At 73.2% G+C, this 25,802-nt stretch carries 24 protein-coding genes; 9 read left to right on the top strand and 15 right to left on the bottom strand.

Translation table 11 applies throughout. The features are described 5' to 3' along the window. Positions 1-275: 275 nt before the first annotated feature. The 4 genes from AB0435_RS07095 to cseB all read right to left on the bottom strand — a co-directional run bounded on the left by AB0435_RS07095 (position 276) and on the right by cseB (position 5,902). Positions 276-2,834 carry an FtsX-like permease family protein gene (locus AB0435_RS07095; protein WP_366426397.1) on the bottom strand — a complete coding sequence of 853 codons (2,559 nt, stop codon included), beginning with the start codon at positions 2,832-2,834 and terminating at the stop codon, positions 276-278. Between the two features lie 46 nt (positions 2,835-2,880). Next, positions 2,881-3,675: an ABC transporter ATP-binding protein gene (locus AB0435_RS07090; RefSeq protein ID WP_366007657.1), complete on the bottom strand. Its 795-nt coding sequence runs from the start codon at positions 3,673-3,675 to the stop codon at positions 2,881-2,883. A 233-nt stretch (positions 3,676-3,908) separates the two neighbouring features. Then, a complete protein-coding gene (locus AB0435_RS07085; protein WP_366426396.1) occupies positions 3,909-5,156 on the bottom strand; it encodes a HAMP domain-containing sensor histidine kinase in 1,248 nt (415 codons plus the stop codon). A 5-nt stretch (positions 5,157-5,161) separates the two neighbouring features. After that, positions 5,162-5,902 carry a two-component system response regulator CseB gene (gene cseB, locus AB0435_RS07080; RefSeq protein ID WP_366007655.1) on the bottom strand — a complete coding sequence of 247 codons (741 nt, stop codon included), beginning with the start codon at positions 5,900-5,902 and terminating at the stop codon, positions 5,162-5,164. Between the two features lie 410 nt (positions 5,903-6,312). Between cseB and AB0435_RS07075 the strand changes: the two genes are divergently transcribed. Then, positions 6,313-8,052: a chloride channel protein gene (locus AB0435_RS07075; protein ID WP_366426395.1), complete on the top strand. Its 1,740-nt coding sequence runs from the start codon at positions 6,313-6,315 to the stop codon at positions 8,050-8,052. Positions 8,053-8,085: 33 nt separating this feature from the next. Here the strand turns inward: AB0435_RS07075 and AB0435_RS07070 are convergent, their stop codons facing one another. From AB0435_RS07070 to AB0435_RS07055, 4 genes are all read right to left on the bottom strand, one after another. Then, positions 8,086-8,784, bottom strand: a complete 699-nt coding sequence (locus AB0435_RS07070) for a hypothetical protein (RefSeq protein WP_366426394.1) — start codon at positions 8,782-8,784, stop codon at positions 8,086-8,088. 296 nt (positions 8,785-9,080) lie between these two features. After that, positions 9,081-10,178 carry an acyl-CoA dehydrogenase family protein gene (locus AB0435_RS07065; RefSeq protein WP_366426393.1) on the bottom strand — a complete coding sequence of 366 codons (1,098 nt, stop codon included), beginning with the start codon at positions 10,176-10,178 and terminating at the stop codon, positions 9,081-9,083. 71 nt (positions 10,179-10,249) lie between these two features. Then, on the bottom strand, positions 10,250-10,651 hold the full coding sequence (locus AB0435_RS07060; protein ID WP_366003810.1) for a DoxX family protein: 402 nt from the start codon (positions 10,649-10,651) through the stop codon (positions 10,250-10,252). Next, positions 10,648-11,553 carry a DUF6081 family protein gene (locus AB0435_RS07055; protein ID WP_366003811.1) on the bottom strand — a complete coding sequence of 302 codons (906 nt, stop codon included), beginning with the start codon at positions 11,551-11,553 and terminating at the stop codon, positions 10,648-10,650. Before AB0435_RS07055 ends, AB0435_RS07060 begins: the two co-directional genes overlap by 4 nt. Before the next feature lie 185 nt (positions 11,554-11,738). Here AB0435_RS07055 and AB0435_RS07050 point away from each other — a divergent pair, with 185 nt between their 5' ends. The 3 genes from AB0435_RS07050 to AB0435_RS07040 are packed head-to-tail and all read left to right on the top strand — an operon-like array spanning position 11,739 to position 14,790. After that, positions 11,739-12,629 carry an NmrA/HSCARG family protein gene (locus AB0435_RS07050; protein WP_366426392.1) on the top strand — a complete coding sequence of 297 codons (891 nt, stop codon included), beginning with the start codon at positions 11,739-11,741 and terminating at the stop codon, positions 12,627-12,629. Continuing rightward, a complete protein-coding gene (locus AB0435_RS07045) occupies positions 12,626-13,768 on the top strand; it encodes an acyltransferase (protein ID WP_366003813.1) in 1,143 nt (380 codons plus the stop codon). Before AB0435_RS07050 ends, AB0435_RS07045 begins: the two co-directional genes overlap by 4 nt. Then, the gene (locus tag AB0435_RS07040; RefSeq protein ID WP_366426391.1) at positions 13,765-14,790 is read left to right on the top strand and encodes a methyltransferase; all 1,026 of its coding nucleotides are present in this window, start codon (positions 13,765-13,767) and stop codon (positions 14,788-14,790) included. The genes AB0435_RS07045 and AB0435_RS07040 overlap by 4 nt, the downstream gene beginning before the upstream one ends. A gap of 16 nt (positions 14,791-14,806) precedes the next feature. Here AB0435_RS07040 and AB0435_RS07035 read toward each other — a convergent pair whose 3' ends face one another. Next, positions 14,807-16,273, bottom strand: a complete 1,467-nt coding sequence (locus tag AB0435_RS07035) for a DHA2 family efflux MFS transporter permease subunit (protein ID WP_366426390.1) — start codon at positions 16,271-16,273, stop codon at positions 14,807-14,809. Positions 16,274-16,337: 64 nt separating this feature from the next. Here AB0435_RS07035 and AB0435_RS07030 point away from each other — a divergent pair, with 64 nt between their 5' ends. Next, positions 16,338-17,039 (top strand): TetR family transcriptional regulator, encoded by a 702-nt coding sequence (locus AB0435_RS07030; protein ID WP_366003816.1) that lies wholly within the window; start codon positions 16,338-16,340, stop codon positions 17,037-17,039. Here AB0435_RS07030 and AB0435_RS07025 read toward each other — a convergent pair. Then, positions 17,002-17,892 carry a TIGR03619 family F420-dependent LLM class oxidoreductase gene (locus AB0435_RS07025; protein WP_366003817.1) on the bottom strand — a complete coding sequence of 297 codons (891 nt, stop codon included), beginning with the start codon at positions 17,890-17,892 and terminating at the stop codon, positions 17,002-17,004. The two genes, AB0435_RS07030 and AB0435_RS07025, sit on opposite strands and share 38 nt — an antisense overlap. A 232-nt stretch (positions 17,893-18,124) precedes the next feature. On the opposite strand from AB0435_RS07025, the gene AB0435_RS07020 reads away from it, so the two are divergent. Both AB0435_RS07020 and AB0435_RS07015 read left to right on the top strand, forming a co-directional pair. Continuing rightward, positions 18,125-18,955, top strand: a complete 831-nt coding sequence (locus tag AB0435_RS07020; protein ID WP_366003818.1) for an SAM-dependent methyltransferase — start codon at positions 18,125-18,127, stop codon at positions 18,953-18,955. Positions 18,956-18,957: 2 nt separating this feature from the next. Further along, positions 18,958-19,506: a hypothetical protein gene (locus AB0435_RS07015; protein ID WP_366003819.1), complete on the top strand. Its 549-nt coding sequence runs from the start codon at positions 18,958-18,960 to the stop codon at positions 19,504-19,506. On the opposite strand, the gene AB0435_RS07010 is transcribed toward AB0435_RS07015, so the two are convergent. The 3 genes from AB0435_RS07010 to fabG are packed head-to-tail and all read right to left on the bottom strand — an operon-like array spanning position 19,501 to position 22,092. Then, positions 19,501-20,538 carry an LLM class flavin-dependent oxidoreductase gene (locus tag AB0435_RS07010; protein ID WP_366003820.1) on the bottom strand — a complete coding sequence of 346 codons (1,038 nt, stop codon included), beginning with the start codon at positions 20,536-20,538 and terminating at the stop codon, positions 19,501-19,503. The genes AB0435_RS07015 and AB0435_RS07010 overlap by 6 nt on opposite strands. Before the next feature lie 28 nt (positions 20,539-20,566). Continuing rightward, positions 20,567-21,307 (bottom strand): SDR family oxidoreductase, encoded by a 741-nt coding sequence (locus AB0435_RS07005; RefSeq protein ID WP_366003821.1) that lies wholly within the window; start codon positions 21,305-21,307, stop codon positions 20,567-20,569. Further along, on the bottom strand, positions 21,307-22,092 hold the full coding sequence (fabG, locus tag AB0435_RS07000; RefSeq protein ID WP_366003822.1) for a 3-oxoacyl-ACP reductase FabG: 786 nt from the start codon (positions 22,090-22,092) through the stop codon (positions 21,307-21,309). The genes AB0435_RS07005 and fabG overlap by 1 nt, the downstream gene beginning before the upstream one ends. Positions 22,093-22,271: 179 nt before the next feature. On the opposite strand from fabG, the gene AB0435_RS06995 reads away from it, so the two are divergent. Continuing rightward, positions 22,272-22,703, top strand: coding sequence for a nuclear transport factor 2 family protein (locus AB0435_RS06995; RefSeq protein WP_366003824.1), 432 nt, complete (start codon positions 22,272-22,274; stop codon positions 22,701-22,703). Positions 22,704-22,720: 17 nt separating this feature from the next. On the opposite strand, the gene AB0435_RS06990 is transcribed toward AB0435_RS06995, so the two are convergent. Further along, positions 22,721-23,536, bottom strand: coding sequence for an AfsR/SARP family transcriptional regulator (locus AB0435_RS06990; protein WP_366003825.1), 816 nt, complete (start codon positions 23,534-23,536; stop codon positions 22,721-22,723). Positions 23,537-23,867: 331 nt separating this feature from the next. Between AB0435_RS06990 and AB0435_RS06985 the strand changes: the two genes are divergently transcribed. After that, complete coding sequence (locus AB0435_RS06985) at positions 23,868-25,001, top strand: histidine kinase (RefSeq protein WP_366426389.1); 1,134 nt, start codon at positions 23,868-23,870, stop codon at positions 24,999-25,001. On the opposite strand, the gene AB0435_RS06980 is transcribed toward AB0435_RS06985, so the two are convergent. Further along, positions 24,940-25,575, bottom strand: coding sequence for a response regulator transcription factor (locus AB0435_RS06980; RefSeq protein WP_366003827.1), 636 nt, complete (start codon positions 25,573-25,575; stop codon positions 24,940-24,942). The genes AB0435_RS06985 and AB0435_RS06980 overlap by 62 nt on opposite strands. Between the last annotated feature and the right edge of the window lie 227 nt (positions 25,576-25,802).

Here is a 25,802-nt window from a genome sequence, read left to right as displayed (position 1 = left end):
GGCAGCGGACGCGATGACGGCGTGGCTGCGCGGCGCGGTGTCTCAAGACCTCAGACGAGCAACGTCCTTCTCCGATCGACGGCAACAGGGGCTCGGCAAACGTATGGGGGGTGCGGGTGGTGCGTCAACGTATTTGTTCGCGGTGCCGGGCGCGGCCGCAGGCCCGATCCTGCTCGGCCTTCTGGCAGGCGCCCATGCCTTCGCCGGCTCGCGGTGGACCACGGCCGCGAGCCGACGAAGGGGGTGCTGGGTGACGTACGGCCCGGAGGCCGTCCTCACGCCTCCGCGACGGCCTCCAGCGGGCTCAGGGCGGCCGCCCGGCGGGCCGGGACGGCGGCGGCGACCGCGCCGATCGCGAGGGACACCGCGCAGATGAGGAGGAGCGTGCCCCAGGGCATGGCCAGGGCGTAGTGCTCCATCGCCCCGTCGGCCAGGGAGCCGACCGCCCAGGCGCTGAACAGCCCGCCCGCCAGGCCGAGTAGGGTGCCGAAGGCGGCTACGGTCACCGATTCCAGGCGGATCATCCGGCGGATTCCGGCACGGTCCATGCCGATGGCGCGCAGTGCGCCGATCTCGCGGGTGCGTTCGGTGACCGACATGGCCAGGGTGTTGACGATGCCGAGCGAGGCGATCACGACGCCGATGGCCAGCAGCCCGTACATCAGGGTCAGCAGGTCGCCCATGCTGCCCGCGGCCTCGCGGACGATCTGCTCCCGGTCCTGCACCTTCAGCAGCGGGTTGTTGCCCACGGCGGTGCGCAGCCGGTCCTCGGTGTTCTTGGCGACCGCGTCGGTGCGGACGAGGATCCGCTGGACGGAGTCGGGGACGTAGCTGTTCCGCGCCACCTCGGTGCGGGCGCCGAGTGCGGCGTCGGCGATGGGGTTGTCCTTGTAGACGGCCGCGACGGTGTACTTCCTGAACTCCTGGTCCCGGCCGATGCGGGCGTTGACCTCGCCGCCCGCGCGCACGCCGTGTTCCCGGGCGACGGCGGCGGAGAGGGCGATCCGGCCCGGTCCGAGGTCGGCGAGGGTGCCGCTGGTGAGGTCGAGCTTCATCACGTCCTTCACGGTGGCGGGGTCGACGCCGGCGATGCCCCTGGCGTTGCCGCCGATGAAGACGGTGGAGTCGGCGACGGCGGTCGCGGTCCGTACCCCGGGCGTGCCGGCCACGCGCTGTACGGCGGCCGGGTCGATGCCGTCCATGTTGCCGCGGGTGCTGATGACGTAGTCGGCGCCGAGGCCGGCCGCGGCCTGGCGGTCGAGGGCCTGGGAGGTGGAGTTGCCGATGACGGCGAGCCCGGCGACCAGTGCCGTGCTGATCATCAGGGCGGAGGCGGTGGCCGCGGTGCGCCGCGGGTCGCGCAGCGCGTTCTCCCGCGCGAGGTGGCCGACGACCCCGAAGCGGCGGGTCAGCCGTCCGGTCAGTCTGATGACGGGGGCGGCGAGCAGCGGCGACAGCACGATCATGGCGACGACGAGGACGGCGCAGCTGAGCATCGCGTTCCGCAGGTTCTCCTCCGAGGCGTCCTTCGCCCCCGTGAGGGAGATCAGCCGGCCGGCGCCGAGGACGAGGAGGGCGAGCCCCGTCACGGCGCGGACCCGGGACTGCGTCGCGGTGGGCGGCTGTCCGGCCGAGCGCAGCGCCTCGACGGGCGCGACCTTCGCCGCCTTGCGGGAGGGCAGCCACGCGGCGAGCACGGTGACGCCCACGCCCACGCCGAGCGCCGCCATGACCGAGCGCGGGCCGATCACCAGGGGGCCGCGGGGCAGCGGGTCCGCGCCGGTGCCCAGGAGGTCGGGCAGCACCGAGGCGACGCCCAGACCGAGGACGAACCCGGCCGCCGAGGCGGCGAGGCCGACCAGGAGGGCCTCCCAGAGGACGGAGCGGACGACCTGGCGGCGGGTGGCGCCGATCGCCCGCAGCAGCGCGATCTCACGGGCGCGCTGGGTGACGAGCATGGTGAAGGTGTTGACGATGAGGAACGAGCCGATGAACAGCGAGACCCCGGCGAAGATCATCGGCAGCTTCTTGTAGCCCCGGGTCCGCATGTCGATGTTGGTGGCCTGCTGGGTGGCCTGCGCGCTGCCGCTGGTGGCCTCGGCCCGGTCGGCCGGGAGCACGGCGGTGACCCGGTCGGTGAGCTCGGCCTGGGGGGTGCCGGGCGCGGCGGACAGGTCGATCCCGGTGTAGTGGCCCGGTGTCGAGAACAGGCGCTGGGCGGTCGCCTTGTCGAACAGGGCGAGGGTGCCGCCGGCGGTCACCCGGGTGTCCTTGGTGGTGACGATGCCGACGAGTCGTTTGGTCATCACCGGGCCGTCGGTGGCCAGTGTGACCGTGTCGCCGATCCGGAGGTGGCCCGCGGCGGCGGTGCCGCTGTCCACGGCCAGTTCGTCGCTCTTCGTGGGGGCGCGGCCCTTGACCAGCGGGTAGCGGCTGTCCTTGCCGTCCTTGCCCGGTACGTAGGCGGCGGCCGGGTGCGCCCAGGCCTTGTCGGCCCGCAGCGGGGTGCCGTCGGCGGCGTTCAGGGTGGCCACGCCGTCGGCCGAGGGCCGCACGGCGGCGACGCCGGGCAAGGCGGCCAGCTTCCGTACGAGCGCGTCGTCGAGCACGTCGGCGCGCTCGTTCACGGCGGTCCCCAGCGGGGGCGCCTTCGGGCTCACGGTGACCGCGATGTCCGCGAAGTTCTTCGACGCGGCGGCGCGGTAGGCCGCCGCGGAGGAGTCCGCGAAGACGAGGGTGCCGCAGACGAACGCGACGCCCAGGCAGACCGCGAGGACGGTCATGACCAGGCGGGCCTTGTGCGCCAGGACGTTGCGCAGGGCTGTTCTCAGCATGGGGAGCTTTCGGGGACGTAGGGGGGCGGGAGAGGTGCGGCGCGGGTCAGCGGGTGCGTGAACGGGTGTCGTTCTGCCCGGAAAGGCGCGCCATCCGCTCCAGGACCCGGTCCGGGGTGGGGCGTGTCATCTCGTCGACCAGGCGGCCGTCGGAGAGGAAGACCACGCGGTCGGCGTAGCCCGCGGCGACGGGGTCGTGGGTGACCATGACCACGGTCTGGCCCAGTTCGCGCACCGAGTCGCGCAGGAAGCCGAGGACTTCGGCCCCGGCGCGGGAGTCGAGATTGCCGGTGGGCTCGTCGCCGAAGATGATCGCGGGGCGGGAGACCAGGGCGCGGGCCACGGCGACGCGCTGTTGCTGTCCGCCTGACAGCTGTGCGGGCCGGTGGCCGAGGCGCTCGGAGAGGCCGACCATGGAGACCACACGGTCCAGCCACTGCCGGTCGGGGCGGCGCCCGGCGATGGCGAGCGGCAGTGTGATGTTCTCCAGCGCGGTCAGCGTCGGCAGCAGGTTGAACGCCTGGAAGATGAAGCCGATCCGGTCCCGGCGCAGCTCGGTGAGCTGCCGGTCGTTGAGCGTGCCGAGTTCGGTGGTGCCGACGCGCACGGAGCCGGAGCTGGGGGTGTCGAGCCCGGCGGCGCAGTGCATCAGGGTGGACTTGCCGCAGCCGGAGGGCCCCATGATCGCGGTGAACTCGCCTTCCCGGAAGGCCATGCTGACCCGGTCCAGGGCGACGACGCGCGTGTCGCCGGTGCCGTAGACCTTCGACAGGTCGGTGGCCGCGGCCGCGATCCCGGTCGTCGGGTTCGGCGCGTACGGGGCAAGGGGGTCGGCGGTCACGGGGAACTCCTCTTCGGGTGCGCAAAGGTGCACTTCGAAGGGTGTCCGGGGAACGTATCGGGGCCTGGGCGGCCGTGTATCGGCTTCCGCGCCGCTTCGCGGCAGTTGTGTAGGAGCCGGGTGCCGGGGCGGTTCTGTACGGGCCGGGTGCCAGGGCAGATCCGTAAAAGGGCCGGGTGTCAGGCCAGTTCTGTACGGGCTTGGGTGTCAGGCCGGTTCGTAAGGACCGGGTGTCAGGCCGGGAGGCGCAGGGTGGCGACGGCGCCGCCGTCCGGGGCGTTGCCGAAGCGCAGCCCGGCGCCGAGCAGTTGGGCCTGACCCAGGGCGATGGTCAGGCCCAGACCGTGGCCCGCGCCGCGTTCCGCCGCGCCGGTGTGGAAGCGGCGCGGGCCGTCGAGCAGCAGGTCGGCCGGGAAGCCGGGGCCGTGGTCGCGTACGACGACCGTACGGCCCTCGACGGTGACCCGCACCGGGGTGGCGCCGTGCCGGTGGGCGTTGACGACGAGGTTGCCGACGATCCGCTCCAGCCTGCGCGGGTCGGTCTCCACGGTCGTGGCCTCGTCCGCGACGGTGACCTCGGCGTCGTAGCCGGTGCGCGCCACGGCCTCGGAGACGACGGCGCCGAGCGGGACGTGGGCGCGGACCGGCTGTTCGGCGCCCGCGTCCAGCCGGGAGATCTCCAGGAGGTCCTCGACCAGGCCGCGCAGATCGCGCACCCGGGCCCGGAGCAGGTCCTCCGTCTCGCCGGCGGGCAGCAGGTCGGCGGCGGCCAGCAGACCGCCGACGGGGGTGCGCAGCTCGTGGGCCACGTCCGCGGTGAACTGGCGCTCGGTGCGCAGCCGTCGGCCGAGGCTGTCGGCCATGGCGTCGACGGTGGCGGCGATGTCGGCCACCTCGTCGTCGCCCTTGGTGGGCCCGGTCCGGGCGTCCAGGTCCCCGGCGGAGATGCGGCCCGCGGTCTCGGAGACCCGCCGGAGCCTGCGGGCGAGCAGCCCGGCGCCGTAGGCCGCGAGCGGCACGGCCGCCGCGACCGCGACCAGCGAGGCGACCGCCATGGTCACGTCGAGCCGGCGCAGCGTGTGGAGCTCCGTGCTCATGTTGGCCTGTACGGCGAGGACCGGGCTGTCCGGGCCGCCGGTCCGCTGGGCGGCCCAGAAGCTCGGCCCCACGTTTCCCTCGACGTGTCCGTCGTAGGCCGTGTGCCGGTCGCCGTCGGACGGGTGGCGCAGTGCGGCGGGCAGTTCGGCCGGGTCGAGCTCGGCGCCGTCCGCGAGGGTTCCGGTGCGGCGGTAGACGTCCATCGCCGAGTACACGCTGTTGAACGCCCGTGCTTCGGCCCGGGCGCGGATGTCGTGCGCGGTCCACAGGTGGACGAGCAGGCCCACCGCGACCGCCACCAGGCAGGCGGTGGCCGCGGCCAGTGCGGCGATCTTCCAGCGCAGGGACGCGCGGGCCGGCCGCAGCCGGGAGAACGGGCGCACCGGACTCAGCGCCTGAACTTGTAGCCGAAGCCGCGGACCGTCTCGATCCGGTCCCGGCCCAGCTTCCTGCGCAGCCGCTGCACGCACAGGTCCACGACCCGGCTGTCGCCGTCCCAGCCGTACTCCCAGACGTTGCGCAGCAGGGTGTGGCGCTCCAGCACGACGCCCGGGTGGGCGGCGAACTCCAGGAGCAGCTTCAGCTCGGTCGGGGTCAGCGCCACCTGGCTGCCGGAGACGAACACCTCCATGCCGGCGGTGTCGATGGTCAGGTCGCCGAAGGCCAGCGTCTCCCCCTCGGAAGGCGCCGGCTCCTCCCCCGCGGCGTGCCCGGGTCCCGGGGCGGCGGCATACGTTGCACGCCGGAGCAGCGAACGGATGCGGGCCACGAGGACGTAGGTGTCCACGGGCTTGACCACGTAGTCGTCGGCTCCGGCCTCCAGACCAGCGACGACGTCGAGCCCGTCGCCGCGGGCGGACATCATCAGCACCGGCACCAGGCTGGTCTCCCGGACCCTGCGGCACAGGCCGATCCCGTCCAGTCCGGGCAGCATCACGTCCAGGATCAGCAGGTCGAAGTCCTCGTCCCGGAAGAGTTCGAGCCCCGTGAGGCCGTCGGCCGCGGCCTTCATCGCGTAGCCGTAGCGCTCCAGGGCGACGGTGAAGGACCGGCGCATCAGGTCGTCGTCCTCCACCAGCAGCACGCGGACGGGGCGCGGGGAGGCCGGAGCCGGGGCGGGCGAGGACACGGGCGGATCGCTCCTGTTTCGGACGGTCGGGTGGGACGGCGGTCCCGGCCGCACGCGCGGCCGGCGACCTGGACGGAACGATACGGGTGGCCACGCGCTCCGGCTCTCCGTGAACCCTTCGCCGTGGGCCGTCGCACCGATTCGATGGCTGACCAAGCGGTTCCTGATACGCGCCTGATACAAAACCCGGTGGGTCGGCGCGGTGCTCCGGGCGCACGGCTGCACTCCGGGGGCATCACTCAGGCGTGCGGTGGTTCACCCACCGGTGCCCCCGCATTCCCATTCGTTCCTTTTTCAAGGTTTTCGGTGGCCGAAGTGTTGCACAGCGCAATACTTCGGCCATGGTGGCGAACGGACCATACGATGACCGTCAGGGACCGCGGCTGGGCGACTTCACCGTTCGCCCGAGGATGCTGGCCATCGCCGCCTGGGCCTTACCGATCGGTGCGGCGGGGGCCGGGGCCGCGTTCGTCCTGCTCCGGCTGATCGGCGTGATCACCAATCTCGTCTTCCGGCAGAGCCTCGGCACGTCACTCGTCGCCCCTGGGCAGGGACGGCCCGCCTGGTGGCTGGTGCTGGGCGCCCCGGCGCTCGGCGGTCTGGTCATCGGCGTGATGGCACGGTTCGGCTCGGAGAAGATACGCGGGCACGGCATGCCCGAGGCCATCGAGGCGATCCTCACGCGCGGCAGCGTCGTCGCCCCGCGCCTGGCGCTGCTCAAGCCGGTCTCCGCCGCCGTCAGCATCGGCACCGGCGGGCCGTTCGGCGCCGAGGGGCCGATCATCATGACCGGAGGGGCGATCGGTTCTCTCGTGGCGCAGATGCGGCACCTGACGGCGGCCGAGCGCAAGACCCTGCTCGTGGCCGGGGCCGCGGCCGGCATGGCCGCCACCTTCAACTCACCTATGGCGGCAGTCCTGTTGGCCGTGGAACTGCTTCTCTTCGAATGGCGGCCGCGGAGCTTCGTGCCCGTCGTCGCCGCCGTCGCCGTGGCCACCGTGGTCCGCGGCTTCCTGCTGGGCACGGCCCCGCTCTTCCCGGCGGTCGACCCCACCGTGCGCCCGTCCCCGACGGCCGACCTGCTGGCCGTGGTCTGCGGGCTCACGGGCGGCGGCCTGGCCGTCGTGGTGACCTGGCTGGTCTACCGGGCCGAGGACGCCTTCGCCCGGCTGCCGTTCCACTGGATGTGGTGGCCCGCGATCGGGGGCCTCGTCATCGGCGCCGGAGGTCTCGTCGAACCGCGTGCGCTGGGCGTCGGATACGACGTGATCCGCCAACTGCTCGCGGGCCGCGCCACGCTGTCCCTGATCCTCGGCGTCCTCGTCGTCAAGACCCTGATCTGGTCGCTCTCCCTGGGCTCGGGCACGTCAGGCGGGGTGCTCGCACCCGTCTTCATGATCGGCGGCGCGCTCGGCGCCTGGGAGGGCATGCTCTTCCCGCCGGTCGCCCCCGGCTTCTGGGCGATGCTCGGCCTGGCGGCCGTGGTCGGCGGGGTGATGCGCTCGCCCCTGACGGGCGTGGTGTTCACCTTGGAGCTGACCCACGCCTGGGACGCGGCACCGGCGTTGCTCATCTCCGCCACCTCGGCCTACGCACTGTCCGTGCTGGTGCTCAGGCGCTCCGTCCTCACGGAGAAGGTGGCGCGGCGCGGGCTGCACCTCACGCGCGAATACGTCACCGACCCGCTGGAGGCGCATTTCGTCCGCGAGGTCATGCACACGGAACCCCTCTCCCTCGAAGAGGGCGATTCCGTGGACGCGGCCTTCGCCGACCGCCTCGCCGAGCACCGGCGTACGACGGGCAGGCCGCAGCGCCTGATACCCGTACTCAAGCCGGACGGCACCGTATCGGGCGTCACCACCCGCCGCACGCTCACCGGTCTCGTGCAGCAGGGCGGCAGCGCCGCCGTCTCCGACGCCGCCCGCCCCTGCCAACTCGTCGTGCACAGCGACCACACGCTCCGCCATGTCGCCTTCCTCTTCGCTGAGTACGCGCTGACCAGCGCGCCCGTCATCGACCCCGGCAGCAAGCGCCTGGTCGGCGTGATCGCCCTCGCGGACCTGCTGCACGCCCGCCGGTACCGGCTCACCGAGGAACGTCACCGCGGGCGCGTCATCCTCCGGCGGCACCGCGCGGGCGTCGGGGTCTGACGCGGGCCGCGCCGGGCGGACGGTCGGCACCGCTCAGAGGAACCGCTCGGGGAATCTCCGGATGATGCCGTCGGACAGCATGTCGGCCATGCCCAGGATCTGACGGTGCACCTCGTCGAAGTCCGCGATGTCATTGGCGTAGTGGCCCTGGAGACGGTCGGTCGCCTCCTGGAGCGTCAGGTCGAGGTGGTTCTTCATCATGGCGCGCAGGTCCGCGGCGGGCCAGGGGCCGGGGTTGAGGGCGTGCAGGAAGTCGGCGATCCCATTGGCGTTCGCGTACCACGCCTTCTCCGCCGCCGCGAGCTTGGCGGTGTCACCGGCCTTCGCCGCGGCCAGGATGTCGACCGCGGTGAGGATGTGCGTCCGCAGCAGGGCGGTGAGGTCGTTGCCGGCCTTGGTCCCGAAGTAGGGCTTGAACGCGTCGCCCAGATCCGTCTGGTTGCGCAGCAGGCGCTGCTCGGTCGGCTGGAGGTCGGGCAGATTCCCGGCGAAGCCGACGATCGCGAGCCGGGTGTAGGTGATGTGGTCGTCCCACAACTCGCGCATCTGGTCGTGGAGCCGCAGCGCGCGGGCCGACTGCGGGACACCACGGGCCTGGGCGGAGACGCTCTGCTGCACGCCTCCCCCGAGGGCCGTCAACGACAGCGCCAGTGCGGTCACGACCGTGCCGCGCCCCAGCGCGCCCGGACGGAACGACCACGCCGAGCGACGCGGCGGACGAGGGCCGGACATATGCAAACCTCCCCAGTATGGCAACAAACGGTGCGAGCATGGCATAGCGCGCTATTCGGGAACAGAGTCGCGGGCACGCGTTCCCCCGGACGGCCCAAGGCGAGCCCCCCCCCGGGCGAGGCACTTCGATGCCAGAGGGGCTGACGCCCGGGCCGAGAGCCGGGCGCCGGGCGGGAGTTGGGTGCGGTTCGCCGTCGTCGGGTCGCCCCCAGCCCGCGGAGGAGGCGGGTGGCGGCCGGGGCGACGCACGGAAGACCCGCCGGGCGGGCTGCCCGGCGGGCCTTCCGTCTCCCCCGTCACCTGTTCGCGAGCACCTGCTCCGCGTACGCGGCGGCCGCCGGGTCCATGCGCAGCACCAGGTGGCTGGTGGCCGAGTTGACGTCCCGCCAGGCGCGTTCGAACGGGCCGTCGGCCGTCTGGCCGGAGGTGCCGGTCGCGCGGAAGACGCGGTTGACGGCGGCCAGCAGCATCTCCGAGGCGAGAGCGCAGTCCCGGGCGCCGCGCGCGGTCAGCAGTCCGGTGGCCGCGCCCTCGTCGGCGGTGACGGCGACCCGGTGCACCAGGAGCTCGGCGGCGTCCAGCTCGCCCGCGGTGCGGGCCAGTACGTCCCGGAAGCCCGTGTCACGCGCGGCCTTCAGGGCGTCACCCCCGCCCGCCGCCCTGGCCGCCCCCCATTCCGTCCACTCGGTCAGCATGCCGCGTGCCGCCCCCAGCACGGGGGCCACGAAGGACAGCCCGTTGACCGCCTTCAGCGGCACCCGGTGGCAGGGGGCGGGAGACGTGGCCCCGGTGCCGTCCATCGCCCGGTCACGGGCGAACGACATGCGCGCGGGCACGAACACCTCGTCCAGCACGAGGGTGTTGCTGCCCGTGCCGCGCATCCCGACCGAGAACCAGGTGTCCAGCACGGTGCAGGCGGAACGCGGCACGGCGAAGTAGCGGGCGTGCGGCGCGGCGCCGTCACCTGACTGTGTGGTCGCGCAGACCAGCGTCCACTGGGCGAAGTCCACGGCGCTGATGAACGACCACTTGCCGGACAGCCGCCAGCCGCCGGGCACCGGCTCGGCCCGGCCGACCGGCATGAGCGCCCCCACCAGCAGGGTGTCCGGCCCGTCCGCCCACACCTCCCGCTGGCCGTCCTCGGGCAGATGGGCCGCCATCCGGGAGACGAACGCGCTGAGCGAGGCCACCCAGGCGGCGGACGCGCAGCCGGCGCCGGCCGCGGTGACCGCGTCGACGAGTGCGGCGAAGGTGCCCGCGTCGCCGCCCCAGCGGGCCGGGACGAAGTGCCGGGCGAATCCGGCGTCCACGACGGCGTGGACGACGTCGTGGTGGGGCCTGCGGTCCCGGTCCATGGCCTGGGCGTGCTCCGCGGCGACGCGGGCGACGTCCATCGCCTTGACCGTCAACCCACCTGTTCCGCCAGTCACTTGACCGGCGTTCGGCTCTGTCGTGCCGGTCCGTGTCATCGCTTGGCCTCCTTGCCCGCCGTGAGGGCGTCGACGGCGGCGAGCGCGAGCGCGCCGAGCAGGCTGAGGTTCTTGAAGAACTCGTGGCGCTGGGCGTGCCGGCGCGCGGGGTCCTGCTGCCGCCAGAAGTCGTGCACGGTCACGGTCGTGGGGATCAGGCACGCCGCCAGCAGGCCGCCGCTGAGCGGGGGCCGGTAACCGGCCCCGAGCGCCACCCCGCCGACGACCATGCCGACCGCCGCGCAGCGGGTCGCGGCCCCGGGCAGCGGGACCCCGTGGCGCTCGGCCAGCGCGGGCAACGGGCCGGGGTCGCGCAGCACGCCGTAGCCGCCGGTGACGAAACTGGCGGCCAGCAGCGGCCGGGCCAGGCCGCGTACGGCCTTCTCCGCCGTCCTCATGATTCCCCCTTCTCCGGTTTATCTGGTTTCTCCGATTTATCCGTGGTGACCGTGATCCGGCGGACGGTCAGGCGCACTCCCTGACCCCACAGCCGGTGTGGTGCGCGGTGGCTGTGGGGCAGTGCCCTGCCGTCCGGGCCCACCGCGTCGAGCAGCGTGAACAGGCCGATGCCGCAGGCGAGTTGTCTGGGTGTCGCGCGTACGGCTGGGCCACCGTGGTCGATCACCAGGTGGTCGCGGAGCGGAGTGCCCAGGTCGCCGACGGAATGCGCCTCCCGGCCGTCCACCCGCCAGTGGACCGTGCCCCGAGAGCGGTCGAGGCCGATCTCCAGGAGGTGGGTACGGTCGGGGGTCCGCTCGGCGACCGGCACCAGGCAGGTGAACGCGGCGTACCGCGCACCCGGCGGGCGCATCCGCTCGTACACCGCGTGGATCCGCCGGTTGGAGACGAAGAAGTCGAAGACCAGGCCGGTCTCCCGGTCGATGGCCAGCAGCGCCCCGGCCCCGAGCCTCGGGTCGCCCTCGGCGTCGGTCACCGCGTCGCCGAAGGGATGCCGGCCGGCGTTGAAGACGCGCGCCGCCAGCTCGGCCCGGAGGGTCAGCTCACCGGAGGCGGGCGCGTCGTAGCCGGGCAGGCCGGAGGAGGACGTGTGCGCGGCCAGGGCGCACCACTTGAGGTGGTCGTCACCGCCACCGGACCGGAAGGCCGGGGCCCCGGTGTCCGGGTCCGTGGCCGCCGGCTCGACGACGAGCCCCGCCGGGGTGGCGCGCGCGGTCGCGTCGCCCCGGGGCAGGGGGCCGATGGGCCTGATCTGCCAGTCGGGCCGCGGTCCCGCGGTATGGAAGCCGGCCGCTCCGTGCCAGTCGAACAGCGTGACCCGTGTCATCTGATGCATCGTCATGGCGCTCCCTCAGCCGTGCCGGGTGTCGCGTCCGGAGGCTGGCGGCCGGGGCTCGAAGTCCGCTCGATCCACGGTGGACGAGCGGCTCGGTCCACGGTGGACGATCCGCTCGACCCCCTCTCCACCCGGATTCCAGTCGGCGCTCCGACCGTGGGCCGCCGGAACGAGCGATGCGGAGGAATGCGATGGCAGTCGGCGGAAACAGTGCGGAGCGCTGGGTCCTGGTGCTGGGGGCGACGGGCCGGCAGGGCGGGTCGGTCGCGCGCAACCTGCTCGAACGGGGCTGGGCGGTCCATGCGTTCGTGCGCGATCCGGGCAAGGCGGGCGCCCGGGAGCTGGCCTCGCGGGGAGCGGTGCTCGTCCAGGGCTCGCTCGACGACCCGGCCTCCGTGCGCAAGGCCGTGGCGGGCGCGTACGGCGTGTTCAGCGTCTTCACGCCCACCCACGGCAACGGGCTGGACGGTGAGGAGCGGCACGCGGCCCTGGTCGCCGAGGCCGCCCGGGAGGCCGGGGTGGCCCACCTGGTGCACAGCTCGGTCGGCGGCGTGGAGAACCCCGGCGGCGTGGGGTGGCGGGAGACCAAGCTGAAGGTCGAGCGGACGGTGCGGTCGGCGGGGCTGCCGACGACGTTCCTGCGCGCCGTCTACTACATGGAGAACTTCCTGGACCTGCCGCCGGTCCTGGACCCGGAGGGCACCCTGGTGCTCAGCCGCGGTCTGCTGCCCACCACCACACTGCAGATGATCGCCTCCCGCGACATCGGATGGTTCGCCGCCGACGCCTTCGACGACCCGGCCCGCTTCATCGGCGCGGAACTCGAGATCGCCGGGGACGAGTTGACGGGGACGCAGATCGCGGAGGCGCTGGGCCGACAGGCCGGCCGCCCGGCGCGCTTCGTCACGGTGCCCATCGAGGAGATCGCCCGGCAGAACGAGTGGATGGCCAAGACGTTCGTCTGGTTCAACGAGGTCGGCTACAAGGCGGACATCCCCGCGCTGCGCTCCGCCCACCCGGGTCTGCTGACCTTCGACGCGTTCCTGCGCCAGTCCGGATGGACGCCCCAGGAACAGCGGTGACCCCCGCGGAGGTGCCGGAACGCCTTCCCGCGCTCCCCTCGCTCACCGGGATGCGCTTCCTGGCCGCCGCCGCGGTCTTCTTCTCGCACTCCTTCTTCCAGTTCGTGCCGAGCAGCTGGGGGTCGGACACCGGAACCGGGTTCTTCTGGAGCAAGGCCGGGTCGGCCGGGGTCTCCTTCTTCTTCGTCCTCAGCGGCTTCGTGCTCACCTGGTCGGCCCGGGCGGACCAGCCCGCCCGGGCGTTCTGGCGCCGGCGGGCCTGCAAGATCTACCCCAACCACCTCGTCACGGCGGCGGCCGCGGTTCTCCTGATCGTCTGGCACGGCGGCTCCCTGTCCGCCGGGCAGCTGCTGCCGAACCTCGCGCTGCTGCACACCTGGCTGCCCGTCGGCTCGGTCCTGAACGGGGTCAACACGGTGAGCTGGTCGCTGTGTTGCGAGGCGTTCTTCTATCTGTCCTTCCCCCTGCTGCTGCGCGCGGTCAGGGCGGTGCCGGAGCGGCGGCTGTGGTGGTGCGCCGGCGGGCTGGTCGCGATGGTGTGGTGCGTGCCCCTGGTGGCCCAGCTGCTGCCGGGCGGACCGGCCCTCTCCCCGCGCATGCCGTACTCCGAGGTCCAGCTGTGGTTCGTGTACTTCTTCCCCGTCACCCGGTGCCTGGAGTTCCTGCTGGGCATGGTGCTGGCCCGGCTGGTCGCCCACGGCCGCTTCCCCCGGGTGCCGCAGGCGCCGGCCGGGGCGCTCGTGCTCGGGGCGTACGTGGCGGCGCTGTACGCGCCCGGCCAGTACGGGACGGTCGCGGTGTGCGTGGCACCGCTGGCCCTGCTGATCGTGTCCGGTGCCATGGCCGACGCCGGCGGACACCCGTCCGTACTGCGCCGGCCGGTGATGGTGTGGCTGGGCGAGGTGTCGTTCGCCCTGTACATGGTGCATCAGCTCCTGATCGACGAGGTCGCGCGCCGGCTGGGCATCGACACCGCCCACAGCCTGAACAGCTGGTCGGCCGCGGCGCTCTCCCTGCCAGTGCTCGGCGGCGCGCTGACGCTCGCCTGGCTGCTCCACCGCGGTGTCGAGCAGCCGGTCATGCACAGGTGGAGCCGCCCGCGTCAACAACTCCTCCTCAAAGTGGGTGAACTGTCATGACATCCCCCGAAGACAACGGACCCTCCGCACACGACCAGCTCTTCCAGCTGGCCTTCAACAACGCTCCCTGGACCCATCAGACCCTCTATGTGGTGGCCCGGCTCGGCCTGGCCGACCTGCTGGCCGACGGCCCGCGGGGCAGCGAGGAACTCGCGGCCGCCACCGACAGCCACCCGGACGCCCTCTACCGCTTCTGCCGCGCGGCGGCCGCCCTGGGGCTCTTCCACGAGCACCCCGGCCGGAGCTTCGCGCTCTCCCCGCTCGGCGACGCCTTCCGCACCGGCGGCCTGGCCCAGTTCGTCACCCTCAACGGCGCGGAGACCTTCCGCGCCTGGGCGGACGTCCTCTACAGCGTGCGGACCGGCAAGCCGGCGTTCGACCAGATCTTCCACATGGACGCCTGGGAATTCCTCGACCACGACGACGAGATGCGCAAGGTGCTGCACACGATGGTCGGCCGGGGCACCGTGCCGCCCGCCATCGACCTCTGCGACTTCTCCTCCGACACCACCCTGGTGGACCTCGGCGGCAGCGTGGGAACGCTCGTCGCCCACGTACTGCGGGCCAACCCGGAACTGCGCGGAATCCTCCAGGACCTGCCCAACGTGGTGGACGGAGCACCCGAAGTGCTGCACCGCGAGGGCGTGGCCGGCCGGGTGGAGATCGTGGGCCGCAGCTTCTTCGAGGCGGTGACACCGGGAGGCAGCACCTATGTGCTCTCGCGGGTGCTGCACGACTGGGACGACGACCAGGCCCTGCGCATCCTGGGCCGGGTCCGGGAGGCGATGGGCCGGGGCTCCCGGCTCCTCCTCGTCGACCAGGTGATCCCCGCGGGCGACGGCTTCCACCCCGGCAAGTTCTCCGACCTCCAGATGCTGGTGGTGCTCGGCGGCCGGGAGCGGACGATCGAGGAGTTCCGCGTGCTCCTGGAGCGGGCCGGGCTGACGATCAGGTCGGTGCGGGGGCCGGAGGCGATGCCCACCAGCCCCCGCACCGAGGCCCTCATCGAGGCCGTGGCCTGACCGCGGCCCCGGCGCGTCAACTGGTGGGCGCACCGTGGGCGTCCGCCTCGACGGCCTCCGGGACCCCGGAGGCCGCCGCACGCCGCTCCAGCGCCGTCATCAGCACGGCCGGCAGGATCGCGACCAGGGCGGCGGCCAGCACCCAGATGAATGTGGTGCCGAAGCCGGACGCCTGGTCGCCCGGACGGCCCGCGGCGTCGTCGAGGTGCTGCTGGAGCACCACGACGAACAGCGCGGTGCCGATGGAACCGCCCACCCGCTGCAGCATGTTGAGCTGCGGGGTGGCGTCGCCGATCTGCTCCGGCCGCAGGGCGCGGAAGGCCGCCGTCATGGCGGGCATGCCGGCCAGGCCGATGCCGAACCCCCGGACGACCATGGCCAGGCCCAGCAGCCAGTAGGAGGTGGTGGCCCCGATCAGCACGAAGGGCACGGTGGCGGCGACGCAGACGACGCCGCCGATGACGGCGGTGAGACTGCCGATCTTCTCGAAGAGCCGCCCGGAGAGCCACATGGCGACCGCCGCGCCCAGCCCTTGCGGGGCCAGCAGCAGGCCGGTGTGGACGGCGTCCTCGTGCCGGACCATCTGGTAGTACAGCGGCATCAGCACCATGCCGCCGAAGATGGCCGCGCCCATGGCGAAGGTGGCGAAGGAGGACGCGGCGAACATCCGGTTGCCGTAGAGGCGCAGGTCCAGCAGCGGGCGCTCGATCCGGACGGACCGCAGCACGAAGGCGGCCGTGAGGGCGAGGCCGGCGAGGAAGGGCACCACGACCTGGGCGTCGAGCAGATCGCCGCGCTGCCCCGCCTGGGCCAGGCCGTAGGTGATCCCCACGACGCCCACGGAGACGAGGAACAGCCCGATCGCGTCCAGCGGGCCCGCTTCCTCCCGTTGATCGCGCGGGAGGAGGCGGAGGGTCAGATAGAGAGCCAGCGCGCCGATCGGCACATTGATCCAGAAGATCCATTCCCAGCCGGCGTGGTCGAGCAGCAGCCCGCCGACGGTCGGGCCGAAGACCGGTGTGAGCACCATCGGCACCCCGATCGCGCTCATCACCCGGGCCAGCCCCTGGGGCCCGGCGGCCCGCACCAGGATCGCCTGGCCGACGGGCATCATCAGGCCGCCGCCGATGCCCTGGAGCACCCGGAAGCCGATCAGCTGCTCGGCGGAGCCCGCCAGACCGCACAGCGCGGAGGCGACGGTGAACACGGTGAGCGCCACCGCGTAGAGGGTGCGGGAGCCCCACCGCCTGGCGGCCCAGGCGGATATCGGGGTCACCGCGGCGAGGGCAAGCAGATAGCTGGTGACGACCCACTGGACGGTGTCCAGCGAGGTGTCGAAGTCGAGGGAGAGGTGGCGCAGGGCCACATTGACGACGGTCGAGTCGAGGAAGGCGAGGATCGCGCCGAGCAGGACCACGAGCACTGCCTGGCGTACCTCACGAGTGAGCCCGGGCGTACGCGTCTGCTCATCTTGTGCAGCCATACCTCCATGGTCATCCCACAGAATGACTCTGTCAACCACCCGGATGATTGATTAGAGTGTCCTCATGACGACGAAGAAGGCCGACGCCCCGGCCCCCGCGACAGCCGCCCCTGAGGACGCCTCCGCGGCGCGGCCCCGGCCGCGCCGGGCCCCCCGGACCGAGGAGCGGCAGCGCGACGCCGAGCGGTCGCGCGCGCTGCTGCTCGACGCGGCGCTGGAGGAGTTCGCCCGGCACGGGCTGGCGGGTGCCCGGGTGCAGGACATCGCCGCCCGCGCAGGCGTCAACAAGCAGCTGATCAGCTACTACTTCGGGGGCAAGGACGGCCTCTACCGCGAGCTGCAGCGCGAATGGGCCGAGCGGGAGGCGCTGTTCACGGAGGAGAACACACCGCTCGAGGAGGTCGCCGTCCAGTACCTCGAGCGCGGCCTGGCCGACCCCCGGCCGGCCAGGCTGGCCATCTGGCGCGGGCTCGCGGGCGACGACCAGCACACGCCGGAGGAGGCGTCGGCGATCGACACCGACCTGGAACGGCTGCGGCGGGCCCGGGAGCGCGGCGAGATCTCCCCCGACCTGGACACGGGCTTCCTGCGGCTCGCGGTCATGGGCATGGTGATGGCCCCCATCGTGATGCCGCACACCGCGCGGGAGGCGTCCGGGCTCGACCCCCGGTCGCCCGAGTTCCGGGAGCGCTACAGCGAGCAGATCCGGCTGCTGCTGCGGCAGTTGGCTACCACAGACCCCGGGTCAGCTCACGGAACCGGGTGAGGCGGGCGATCTCCGCGTCCGCCCCGCCCGTACCGCGCCGGTTGGAGAGCGTGAGGTGCGAGGCCCCGGCGCGCCGCCAGGTCTCCACCCGCTCCTCCCAGGCGCCCTCGGGCAGCATCTGCAGCGGGACGCGTGCCTCGATGCCGAACGCCCCGGGATCCCGGCCGTGCTTCTCCACGAGGCCCCGCAGCCGCCGGACCACGTCGAGCCCGGCGTCGACGTCCCGCATCAACGGGCCGAACATCCGGTAGCCGTCGGCGATCCGGGCCATCCGGTCGAGGACGACCGGCCGGGGCACCCCGCCGCCCTCGAAGTCGCCACCCCCCATCCACACCGGAATCGGCTTCTCCGGGCGCGGGTTGACGGCAACGTCCTCGACCTCGACCAGCTCGCCCCGGTAGGTGAGGAACGGCTCGGTCCACAGCAGCCGCATCACCTCCACCTGCTCCTCGATCAGGCGGCCGCGGGTCGTCGGGTCGGCACCCAGGGCGCGGACCTCCTCGCGGTTCCAGCCCACGGAGACGCAGAGCCGCAGGCGCCCGCCGGAGAACAGGTCGATCTCGGCGGCCTGCTTGGCCGCCATGCCCGCCGAGCGCAGCGGCAGCACCACCGACGGCGCGATCTCGACGTGCGAGGTGAGCGCCGCCACGAAGGCGGCTTGGGTGAACGCCTCGTGCCAGGGGTCGCACGGCGGCAGGGACGACGGCCAGTTCGGCGCCCGGGCGGGCAGCACGTGCTCACCGAACACGAGGTGCTGGTAGCCCAGCTCCTCGAACGCCTGGACGTAGTCGTGGAGTTCCTGGCGGGTGCCGAAGTAGGGCAGGTCACCACCGACCCTGAGCGGGCTCGTCACGCTGTCAACCTCCGGTGGAAGTAAGGGAGTTACCACATCGCACCGGGTCAACGATGCCACCGGGCGGGGTGGACCGCCACCGCCTTCCGGGCGACGTCCGTGCGGTTCCCGGCTTCCAGGGAGCTTCGAGGCCCGCTCCAGCCGTGCGCACCAGCATCCGCGGCAGCCCGCGCGCACGGCGGGAGAGCACGGGAAGAAAACAGGACGAAACGGGAAGGAAAGGTGAGTCGGGATGAACGGTAGCGCCACCGGACGCGACATGCCCACCGGTGTCAGCCTGACAGCCGTCGGCATCGCCGTCGGCCGGGCCGTGGAGAGCGGCCGCGCGGACGGGCTGTTCAAGGATCCGTACGCACAGGCCTTCGTGGACGCGGCCGGGGCGAGCGCCGTGGCCGGCATGGGGGCCTTCAGCGGGTACGTCGCGATACGCACCCGCTTCTTCGACGACTATCTCCTGGGCAGCGCGGAGCGTGGCCGACGGCAGGTGGTGCTCCTCGCCGCCGGGCTCGACACCCGCGCGTTCCGGCTGCCCTGGCCGCCCGGGACGCGCCTCTTCGAGCTGGACCTGCCGGCCCTGCTGGCCTTCAAGGAGGAGGTGCTCTCCCGGGAGGGAGCGGCCGCCTCCTGCCGGCGCACGGTGCTGGCGGCCGACCTGCGCGAGGACTGGGCCCCGGCGCTGCGCGCGGCCGGCTTCGACCCGGAGGTGCCCACGGCGTGGCTGGCCGAGGGGCTGCTGCCCTATCTCCCGGCGGCGGACAACGACCTGCTGGCCGAGCGCATCGGACACCTCTCCGCCCCAGGCTCGGAGTTGGCACTCGACCACCTGGACCCGGAGACCAAGCGGGGCAGCCTGGCCGGGACGTCCGACACCCTCGACGGGCTGGGGGCCTCCTGGCTGTCCACGCTCGACGACCCGGCCGGCTGGCTGGCGGGCCACGGCTGGACCGTACGGGACGCACCGACCCGGGCGGCGCTGCTGGAGCGCTACGGCCGCGGCGGTCCGGCACCCGCCCCCGACCGGGACCGGCTCAGCGGGCTGGCCGCGGCCGTCCGGGAGGACTGACCGTGGAGACGACCCTCACGCTGTCCCTGACCTGCCGGGTCCACACCGAGCCGGACGGCGACGACCACACGATCCCCTACACCCTGCACTTCACGGCCACCGCGCCCCGGTCGGTGCCCTCGGACGAGGAGTTCGACGTCGTCCTGGCGATGGAGCCGATCACCTTCAGCCCCCGGCTCAGCAGCGGCATCAGCGATATCGCGCTCCGCTTCGCCACGCCGGCCGGGGCCCGGGTGCTGGGGTACGCGCTCACGGGCGGCGGCGTGTCCGCGGCGGACGCCCGCGTCGGGCCGGCGGCCGGAGGCGTCCTGCTGCGCGCGCCCGGGCCGTTCGGTCCGGGCGCGCCCTTCGCCCTCCCCGGCCTGCGGTGGACGCTGCGGGCCGGCGGCAGGGGTGCCGCCGTGCGCACGGAGCTCGCCGGGTCGTCGTTCGACGACCCGGCGTGGAGCTACCGCTGGGCCCGGCACTCGGACGGCAGGCGGGGCACGGTCGTGGGCTACCCCGACCGGTCCCCGCTGCTGACGGTCACGCCCGGCGGGCCGCGTTCATGACGCCACGCCCGCCAGTTCGAGCGCCTCGGCCGCCGCGCGCAGGATCCGGACACGTCCGTCCGGCGTCGCGGCGGCCGCCGACACCATCACCCCCAGCGTGGTGACCCCCGCCTCGGCGTAGGCGCTCATCCGCTCGGCCAGCCTGGGCACGGGGCCGACCAGGGCGGTGCGGTCGACGAACTCCTCCGGCAAGGCGGCCGCGGCGCCCTTGCGGTCACCGGCCGCGAGCCGCTCGCGGAGCAGGTCGACGGCCGGCCCGTAGCCGAGCCGCCGCGCCAGCCCGCAGTGCACGTTCCGCTCGGGGTCGCCGATCCCCAGCAGGTACACGTACTGGCCGCGGAGGCTGTCCACCGCGGTGCCCACGTCGTCGGCGACCGCGACCGGCAGGCTCGGCAGTACGTCGTAGCCCGTCATGCCGAGACCGGCGGACCGCCGCCCCTCCCGGATCGCGGCGACCGCCCGGGCGACCGACTCGGGCGGGGTGAACACCCCGATCCAGCCGTCGGCGACCTCACCGGCCAGCCGCAGGGCGCGCGGGCCGACGGCCGCCAGATAGACGGGGACGCTCCGGCCGGAGCGCTCCGTGCGCAGGTGCAGCGGCGCGGCCCCGCCGCCCGCGGGGTCGGGCAGCCGGTAGTGCTCGCCTTCGTAGGTCACCGGCCCGCCGGCCAGGGCACGCCGCACGATGTCGACGTACTCCCGGGTGCGGGCCAGCGGCCGGTCGAACGGCACGCCGTACCAGCCCTGGGAGACGGCGGGGTCGGAGACCCCGAGGCCCAGCCGGAACCGGCCGCCGCTGAGGGCGTCCAAGGTGGCGGCGGTGAGCGCCGTCGCGCCGGGCGGGCGCGCCGGGATCTGCATGACGCCCGAGGCGAGGCCGATGCGCCGGGTGGCTCCGGCGAGGAGCCCCAGCACACTCACGGCGTCGGAGCGATAGCCCTCGGGCGCCAGCAGGACGTCGTACCCCAACTCCTCTGCTGCGCACGCGAGTTGCGCCGCCTCCTGGTACGGGATGGTGGCACCGAGCCGCATGGCCCCTCCTCCGTCGGGTCGGTTTCCGTCAGATCAGGTGGGCGCCGCCGTCGACCAGCAGCACCTGCCCGGTCGTGTACGCCGCGTCGGCCAGGGCCAGCACGGCCTCGGCCACGTCCTCGGGCAGGCCGACGCGCCGCAGCGGGGTGCCCTGGCGCACCTTCTCGGCGATCGGCGCGAAGAACGCGTCGTCGCGGGTCCAGGCCGTCTCGATCAGGCCGGGGGCGACGGCGTTGACACGGACCCGGGGGCCGACCGTGTTGGCCAGCAGGCGGGTCATGTGCTCGATGGCCGCCTTGCTCACCGCGTAGGGGATGGAGCTGCCGGCGGGCCGGCTGCCGGCGACGGAGGAGATGTTCACCACCGCCCCGTTCCCCGTCCGCGTCAGGTGGGGCATGGCCGCGACGGTCGTCTGCCAGGTGCCGACCACGTTGAGCCCGAGGATCTCCCGCCACACCTCGGCGGTGGCCGCCTCCAGGTCGGCGTGGGGGATGACGCGGGTGCCGCCCGCGTTGTTGACCAAGAGGTCGAGGCGGCCGTAGTGCTCGACCGCGGACGACACCAGGCGGCGTGCCTCGTCCTCGTCGGAGACGTCGGCCCGGACGTAGACCGCGTCCGGCAGGGAGCGGGCGACCTTCTCGCCGGCCTCGGTGGAGCGGGCGGAGTTGACGACGATCCGCATGCCCTCGGCGGCGAGCCGGCCGGCGACGGCCCGGCCGATCCCCGAGGAGGAGCCGGTCACCAGGGCGACGCGCGCGGGGGCGGCCATCAGTAGTTCCCCAGTCCACCGCAGACGTTCAGGGCCTGCGCGGTCACCGCCGCGGCATCGTCCCCGACGAGGTACTCGACCATCGCGGCGACCTCCCGGGGCTCGACGTAACGGCCCATCGGCACCCTGGTGGTGATGCGGTCGTGCGCCTCCCGCTCGCTGACGCCCCAGATGCCGGCGTAGTGCTCCCTGACGCGCTGCGCCATGGGCGTCTCGACGAATCCGGGGCAGACCGCGTTGACGGTGATGCCGGTCCTGGCCAGCTCCAGGCCGAGCGCCTTGGTGAAGCCGACCACGCCGTGCTTGGAGGCCGAGTAGGGGGCGGCGTGCACCACACCCTGCTTGCCGCCCGTGGAGGCGATGTTGACGATGCGTCCGCGCCCGGCCGTCAGCATTCCGCCGACGGTGAGCACTTCCCGGGTCATCAGGAAGACGCTGTTGAGGTTGGTGTCGATCACGTCGAACCAGAGCTCGTCGGTGATCTCCGCCGTCGCGCCGCCTCCGCTGCGGCCCGCGTTGTTGACGAGGATGCCGACGGGGCCGAAGCGGTCGACGGCCGTCCGCACGTACTCCTTGATCTGCCCGGGCCGGGACACGTCGCACACGGCGCCGTCGGCCTCGGCCCCCGCGTCGCGCAACTCGCCTACGACGCGGTCGAGTCCGCCCTTGTCGCGGGCGCAGATATGGACGCGGGCGCCCCACCGGGCCAGCCGGTGGGCGATCTCCTTGCCGATGCCGCTCGTCGCTCCGGTCACCAGGGCCACGGGTGTTTCCGTCTCGCTCATGCGTCTGTCGGTCCCGTCTTCTCGTCGGTGGGCACGGTCCGGTCGACGCGAGGGTCGGCAGGCCGCCTTGAGCACAGGTGGACGCCGGGTGGAGCCCGGGGGCCCGCCCCTTCGAGGGGGTTTCGAGGCCGCGCCACCACGCTGGGCGGCGGCCCGTACGCCACTCCCGAGGAGCACCGATGAGCGCACCCGTCGTCGACACCGAGGTACACGCGCGGATCCAGCACTTCTACGCGCATCAGATGCAGGCCCTGGACGCGGGCCGGTTCGAGGAGTACGCGCTGACCTTCACGGAGGACGGCAGCTTCCAGCACTCCCCCGCCGTCGCGCCGGCCCGGGGCCGGGCGGCTATCGTCGCCGAACTGGTCGCGTTCCACGAGCGGTTCGCCGGGGATCCGGTCCGGCGGCGGCACTGGTTCGACCACGTCGCCCTGACTCCCCAGCCGGACGGCAGCGTCCACTCGACGGTGTACGCGCTGGTGGTCACCGTCCGGCCGGGGCGGCGGGAGCCGGAGATCGCCCCCAGCTGTGTGGTGCGCGACGTCCTGGAGGTGGACGGGGAGCGCGTCCTCACCCGGTCCCGGAGCATCTCCCACGACCACCTCGACTGACGCCCTGGGCACCGGTCTCAGGCGGGCCGCCCCTGCGCGTACGCCCGCTCCCCGTCGAGTTCGGGGGCGCCCGAGAGCACCGCGCAGTGGAGCCGCTGGAGGCGGGCCGAGGGCTCGACGCCCAGCTCGTGGCGGAGGCGCCCGCGCAGCTCCCGGAACTCCTGCAGCGCCCGCCAGGGGCTGCCCGAGCGGCACAGCGCCGTCATCAGCTGAGCGCAGAAGTTCTCGTGCAGCGGGTAGCGGGCGACCAGGGTGCGCAACTCGCCCAGCAGCACGGCGTGATAGCCCAGCCGGAGGTCGGCCTCGATGCGTTCCTCCAGCGCCTGCATGCGGGTCTCCTCCATGTAGAGGACCTCCAGTCCCAGCACCCGCCCGGCCGGGACGTCGACGAGGGCCGGGCCCCGCCACAGGGCGAGGGCCCGGGTCAGGTGCGCGGAGGCGGCGCGGGCGTCCCCGGCCATGAGGGCGCTGTGCCCCGGTGCCGCCCACTGCTGGAACTGGGTCCAGTCGCAGCTGCCCGGGGTGACGGTCATGCGGTATCCGCCGAAGGCCGTCGCGAGGACGTCCTTCGGTGAGCGGTCACCGGCGGCCGACGACTGCCGCAGGGCGGCTCCTATACGCCGGCGCAATTGAAGGATGTACGTCTGCAGTGTGGTGGCGGCGCTGCGGGGGATCTCGTCGCCCCACAGCTCTTCCATCAGCGTCGTCACGGGGACGACGCGCCCCGACCACAAGGAGAGCAGGGCGAGAACTTGCCGTGGCTTCCCGGCACTGGGCACGATGGATGCCCCGTTCTCGTACATCGCCAGCTCCCCCAGCACTTCGATGTCCATGTACGCCTTCCGATCAGGTGGAATCCGGTCCTGGCCCGAGGCTCCCACCACTCACCGGCCGCCGGACAGTGAGGCCGTCACCGGGTGGGTGGTGAAACAAGCACGCGCGTGTGAGGAATTCACAATTCCGCGCTTCGGAATCATCCGGAGGGGTGTCACCATTCAACTGCCGCTGGGCTAGAGTCGGTTCGCCTTGCCGGGGAGGCAACTCCCCGCGTGCCGGAAGAACCCCTGGAATATCACTCGACGGGCAGGTCGCATGGTGGTTACAGCCAAGGGTGAACCGCCGCAGTGGTTCGCCACGTGCATCATTCTCTCCGTACAGGCCGCAATGGGCACTCTCGCCTTCCTCAACCTCCTGACCTCTCATCCCCAGCCCTCCCACACGGTGCTGTATCTCGCGGGCTTCCTCCTGGTGCTGGCGCTCCAGGCCGTGCACTGCGCCGAGGGGGCGACCCGGTTCCGCGCCCGCGCCGGACGGTGGACGCTCGCGCTCCAGGCCGCGCTCACCTATGGCCTGCTGCCCGTCCTGGGGCTCCCCTGGGCCGGGATGCCGGGCTTCCTGGCGGGCTCCATCCTGCTCGCCGTCGAACCGCCGCTCTCGGCCGTACTGTTCTGCTCCACGGCCGCCTTCACCGGTGCCTACGCCTGGATGGTCAGCCAGCACCCGCTCGGCATCGGCCTCGGGGTGCTCTCCTGCGTGGTGAACGGCCTGATGGTGTACGGGATGACCCTGATGGCCTCGTGGAGCGTGGAACTCCGGCGGGCCAGGGACGAGATCGCCCGGCTCGCGGTGCAGGAGGAGCGGCTCCGGGTCTCGCGGGACCTGCACGACCTGCTGGGGTACAGCCTCTCCGCCATCACCCTCAAGGGGGAGTTGACGGGCCGTCTGATGCAGGAGGGCAGCGAAGGGGAGGCCGGGCGCGCCCGTGCGGAGCTGCGGGAGATGGTGAACATCTCACGGCAGGCGCTCGCCGATGTGCGGTGCGTCGCCCAGGGTTACCGCCGGCTCTCGCTCACCGCCGAACTCCGCTCCGCCGCCCGGGTGCTGGAGGCGGCCGACATCGCCGTGCAGATCCATGACGCCCGGCCGTCCCGGAAGGAGGAGACCGGCACCGTACTGGCCACCGTGGTACGGGAGGGCGTCACCAACATCCTGCGGCACAGCGCGGCGCGCGAGTGCCGCATCACGGTCCTCCCGTCGGGAGAGCGGCTGGTGCTGACCCTGTGGAACGACGGCGCGCCGGGGGACGCCCGGCGCCGCATGGCCCGCCGCCGCGACGGCGGGCTGGGCAACCTGGCCCGCCGGCTGGAGGAGGCGGGGGGCGTCTTCCGGGCGGGACCCCAGGGCCGGGGCCGGTTTCTCGTCCGCGCGGAATGCCCGGTCGGCCCGCCCCGGGAGCTCAGCGGATCCAGCCCTTCTCCCTCGCGATCCGGACGGCGTCCAGCCGATTCCGTGCGGTGAGCTTGGTGACGGCGGACGTCAGGTAGTTCCGCACGGTGCCGGTCGACAAGTGCATGGCGCGCGCGATCTCCTGGGCGGAGTTGCCGTCGGCGGCGAGCTGCAGGACGTCGGTCTCGCGCGCCGTCAGGGGGCTGCCCCTGGCCGGCGTGGCGGCGGGCCGGTCCTCGTTCTCCCAGGCGGCAGGGGGTATCCGGGAGTCGATCACGCGCCTGCCCGACACCACGGTCCTGATGGCGGCGGCGAGTTCGGCCGGTGGCGCGTCCTTGGGCAGGAAGCCCTTGACCTGGGCGTCGAGCGCCTTGCGGACGGTGCCCCGCTCCTCCAGGGCGGTGAGGATGACGACCTTGCACTCGGGCGCCACCTCGTTCACCCGCCGGGCGGCGTCGAGGCCGTTGGTGCCCGGCAGATGGATGTCGAGGATCGCCACGTCCGGCCGTAGGGTCAGTACCGCGGGAATGATGCCCCTGCCGTCCGCCACCTCGGCGACCACCTCGAAATCCGCTTCGAGACGGAGCAGCGCGACCAGCGCCCCCCGGACCATGTGCATGTCCTCGGCCAGCAGGATCCGGATCACCGTTCCCCCGTGATGCTCGCGCCCCAGAACCGCGCTCCGCCGAACGCGGCCCATTCGCTGCGAGATCCAGCCTACGGACCCGTTACCCGAACAATCGTCCCTTTCTCGCCATGTTCTTCTGGATACAGGCGCGTTGGCGCCATGGCGCGCCGAGGGGAGCCGCTGCTTCCGAGCCGCCCGCGCCCCAGGAGTGGGGCCATGGCGACGACGCGTCGCCCCGCGCGGCG

The sequence above is a fragment of the Streptomyces sp. NPDC051173 genome (genome assembly GCF_040689515.1).
GTDB lineage: Bacteria > Actinomycetota > Actinomycetes > Streptomycetales > Streptomycetaceae > Streptomyces.
Note: the sequence above shows the minus strand (reverse complement) of the source record. Positions and strands in the feature narration are given on the sequence as shown.

What these genes read in the sequence shown, in the direction of transcription:
- AB0435_RS07095 (WP_366426397.1), bottom strand. Translation starts at nt 2,834, where the DNA reads ATGCTGAGAACAGCCCTGCGCAACGTCCTGGCGCACAAGGCCCGCCTG.
- AB0435_RS07075 (WP_366426395.1), top strand. Translation starts at nt 6,313, where the DNA reads ATGCTGGCCATCGCCGCCTGGGCCTTACCGATCGGTGCGGCGGGGGCC.
- AB0435_RS07070 (WP_366426394.1), bottom strand. Translation starts at nt 8,784, where the DNA reads ATGTCCGGCCCTCGTCCGCCGCGTCGCTCGGCGTGGTCGTTCCGTCCG.
- AB0435_RS07065 (WP_366426393.1), bottom strand. Translation starts at nt 10,178, where the DNA reads ATGGACGTCGCCCGCGTCGCCGCGGAGCACGCCCAGGCCATGGACCGG.
- AB0435_RS07060 (WP_366003810.1), bottom strand. Translation starts at nt 10,651, where the DNA reads ATGAGGACGGCGGAGAAGGCCGTACGCGGCCTGGCCCGGCCGCTGCTG.
- AB0435_RS07055 (WP_366003811.1), bottom strand. Translation starts at nt 11,553, where the DNA reads ATGACGATGCATCAGATGACACGGGTCACGCTGTTCGACTGGCACGGA.
- AB0435_RS07050 (WP_366426392.1), top strand. Translation starts at nt 11,739, where the DNA reads ATGGCAGTCGGCGGAAACAGTGCGGAGCGCTGGGTCCTGGTGCTGGGG.
- AB0435_RS07040 (WP_366426391.1), top strand. Translation starts at nt 13,765, where the DNA reads ATGACATCCCCCGAAGACAACGGACCCTCCGCACACGACCAGCTCTTC.
- AB0435_RS07035 (WP_366426390.1), bottom strand. Translation starts at nt 16,273, where the DNA reads ATGGCTGCACAAGATGAGCAGACGCGTACGCCCGGGCTCACTCGTGAG.
- AB0435_RS07030 (WP_366003816.1), top strand. Translation starts at nt 16,338, where the DNA reads ATGACGACGAAGAAGGCCGACGCCCCGGCCCCCGCGACAGCCGCCCCT.
- AB0435_RS07020 (WP_366003818.1), top strand. Translation starts at nt 18,125, where the DNA reads ATGAACGGTAGCGCCACCGGACGCGACATGCCCACCGGTGTCAGCCTG.
- AB0435_RS07010 (WP_366003820.1), bottom strand. Translation starts at nt 20,538, where the DNA reads ATGCGGCTCGGTGCCACCATCCCGTACCAGGAGGCGGCGCAACTCGCG.
- AB0435_RS07005 (WP_366003821.1), bottom strand. Translation starts at nt 21,307, where the DNA reads ATGGCCGCCCCCGCGCGCGTCGCCCTGGTGACCGGCTCCTCCTCGGGG.
- fabG (WP_366003822.1), bottom strand. Translation starts at nt 22,092, where the DNA reads ATGAGCGAGACGGAAACACCCGTGGCCCTGGTGACCGGAGCGACGAGC.
- AB0435_RS06995 (WP_366003824.1), top strand. Translation starts at nt 22,272, where the DNA reads ATGAGCGCACCCGTCGTCGACACCGAGGTACACGCGCGGATCCAGCAC.
- AB0435_RS06990 (WP_366003825.1), bottom strand. Translation starts at nt 23,536, where the DNA reads ATGGACATCGAAGTGCTGGGGGAGCTGGCGATGTACGAGAACGGGGCA.
- AB0435_RS06985 (WP_366426389.1), top strand. Translation starts at nt 23,868, where the DNA reads ATGGGCACTCTCGCCTTCCTCAACCTCCTGACCTCTCATCCCCAGCCC.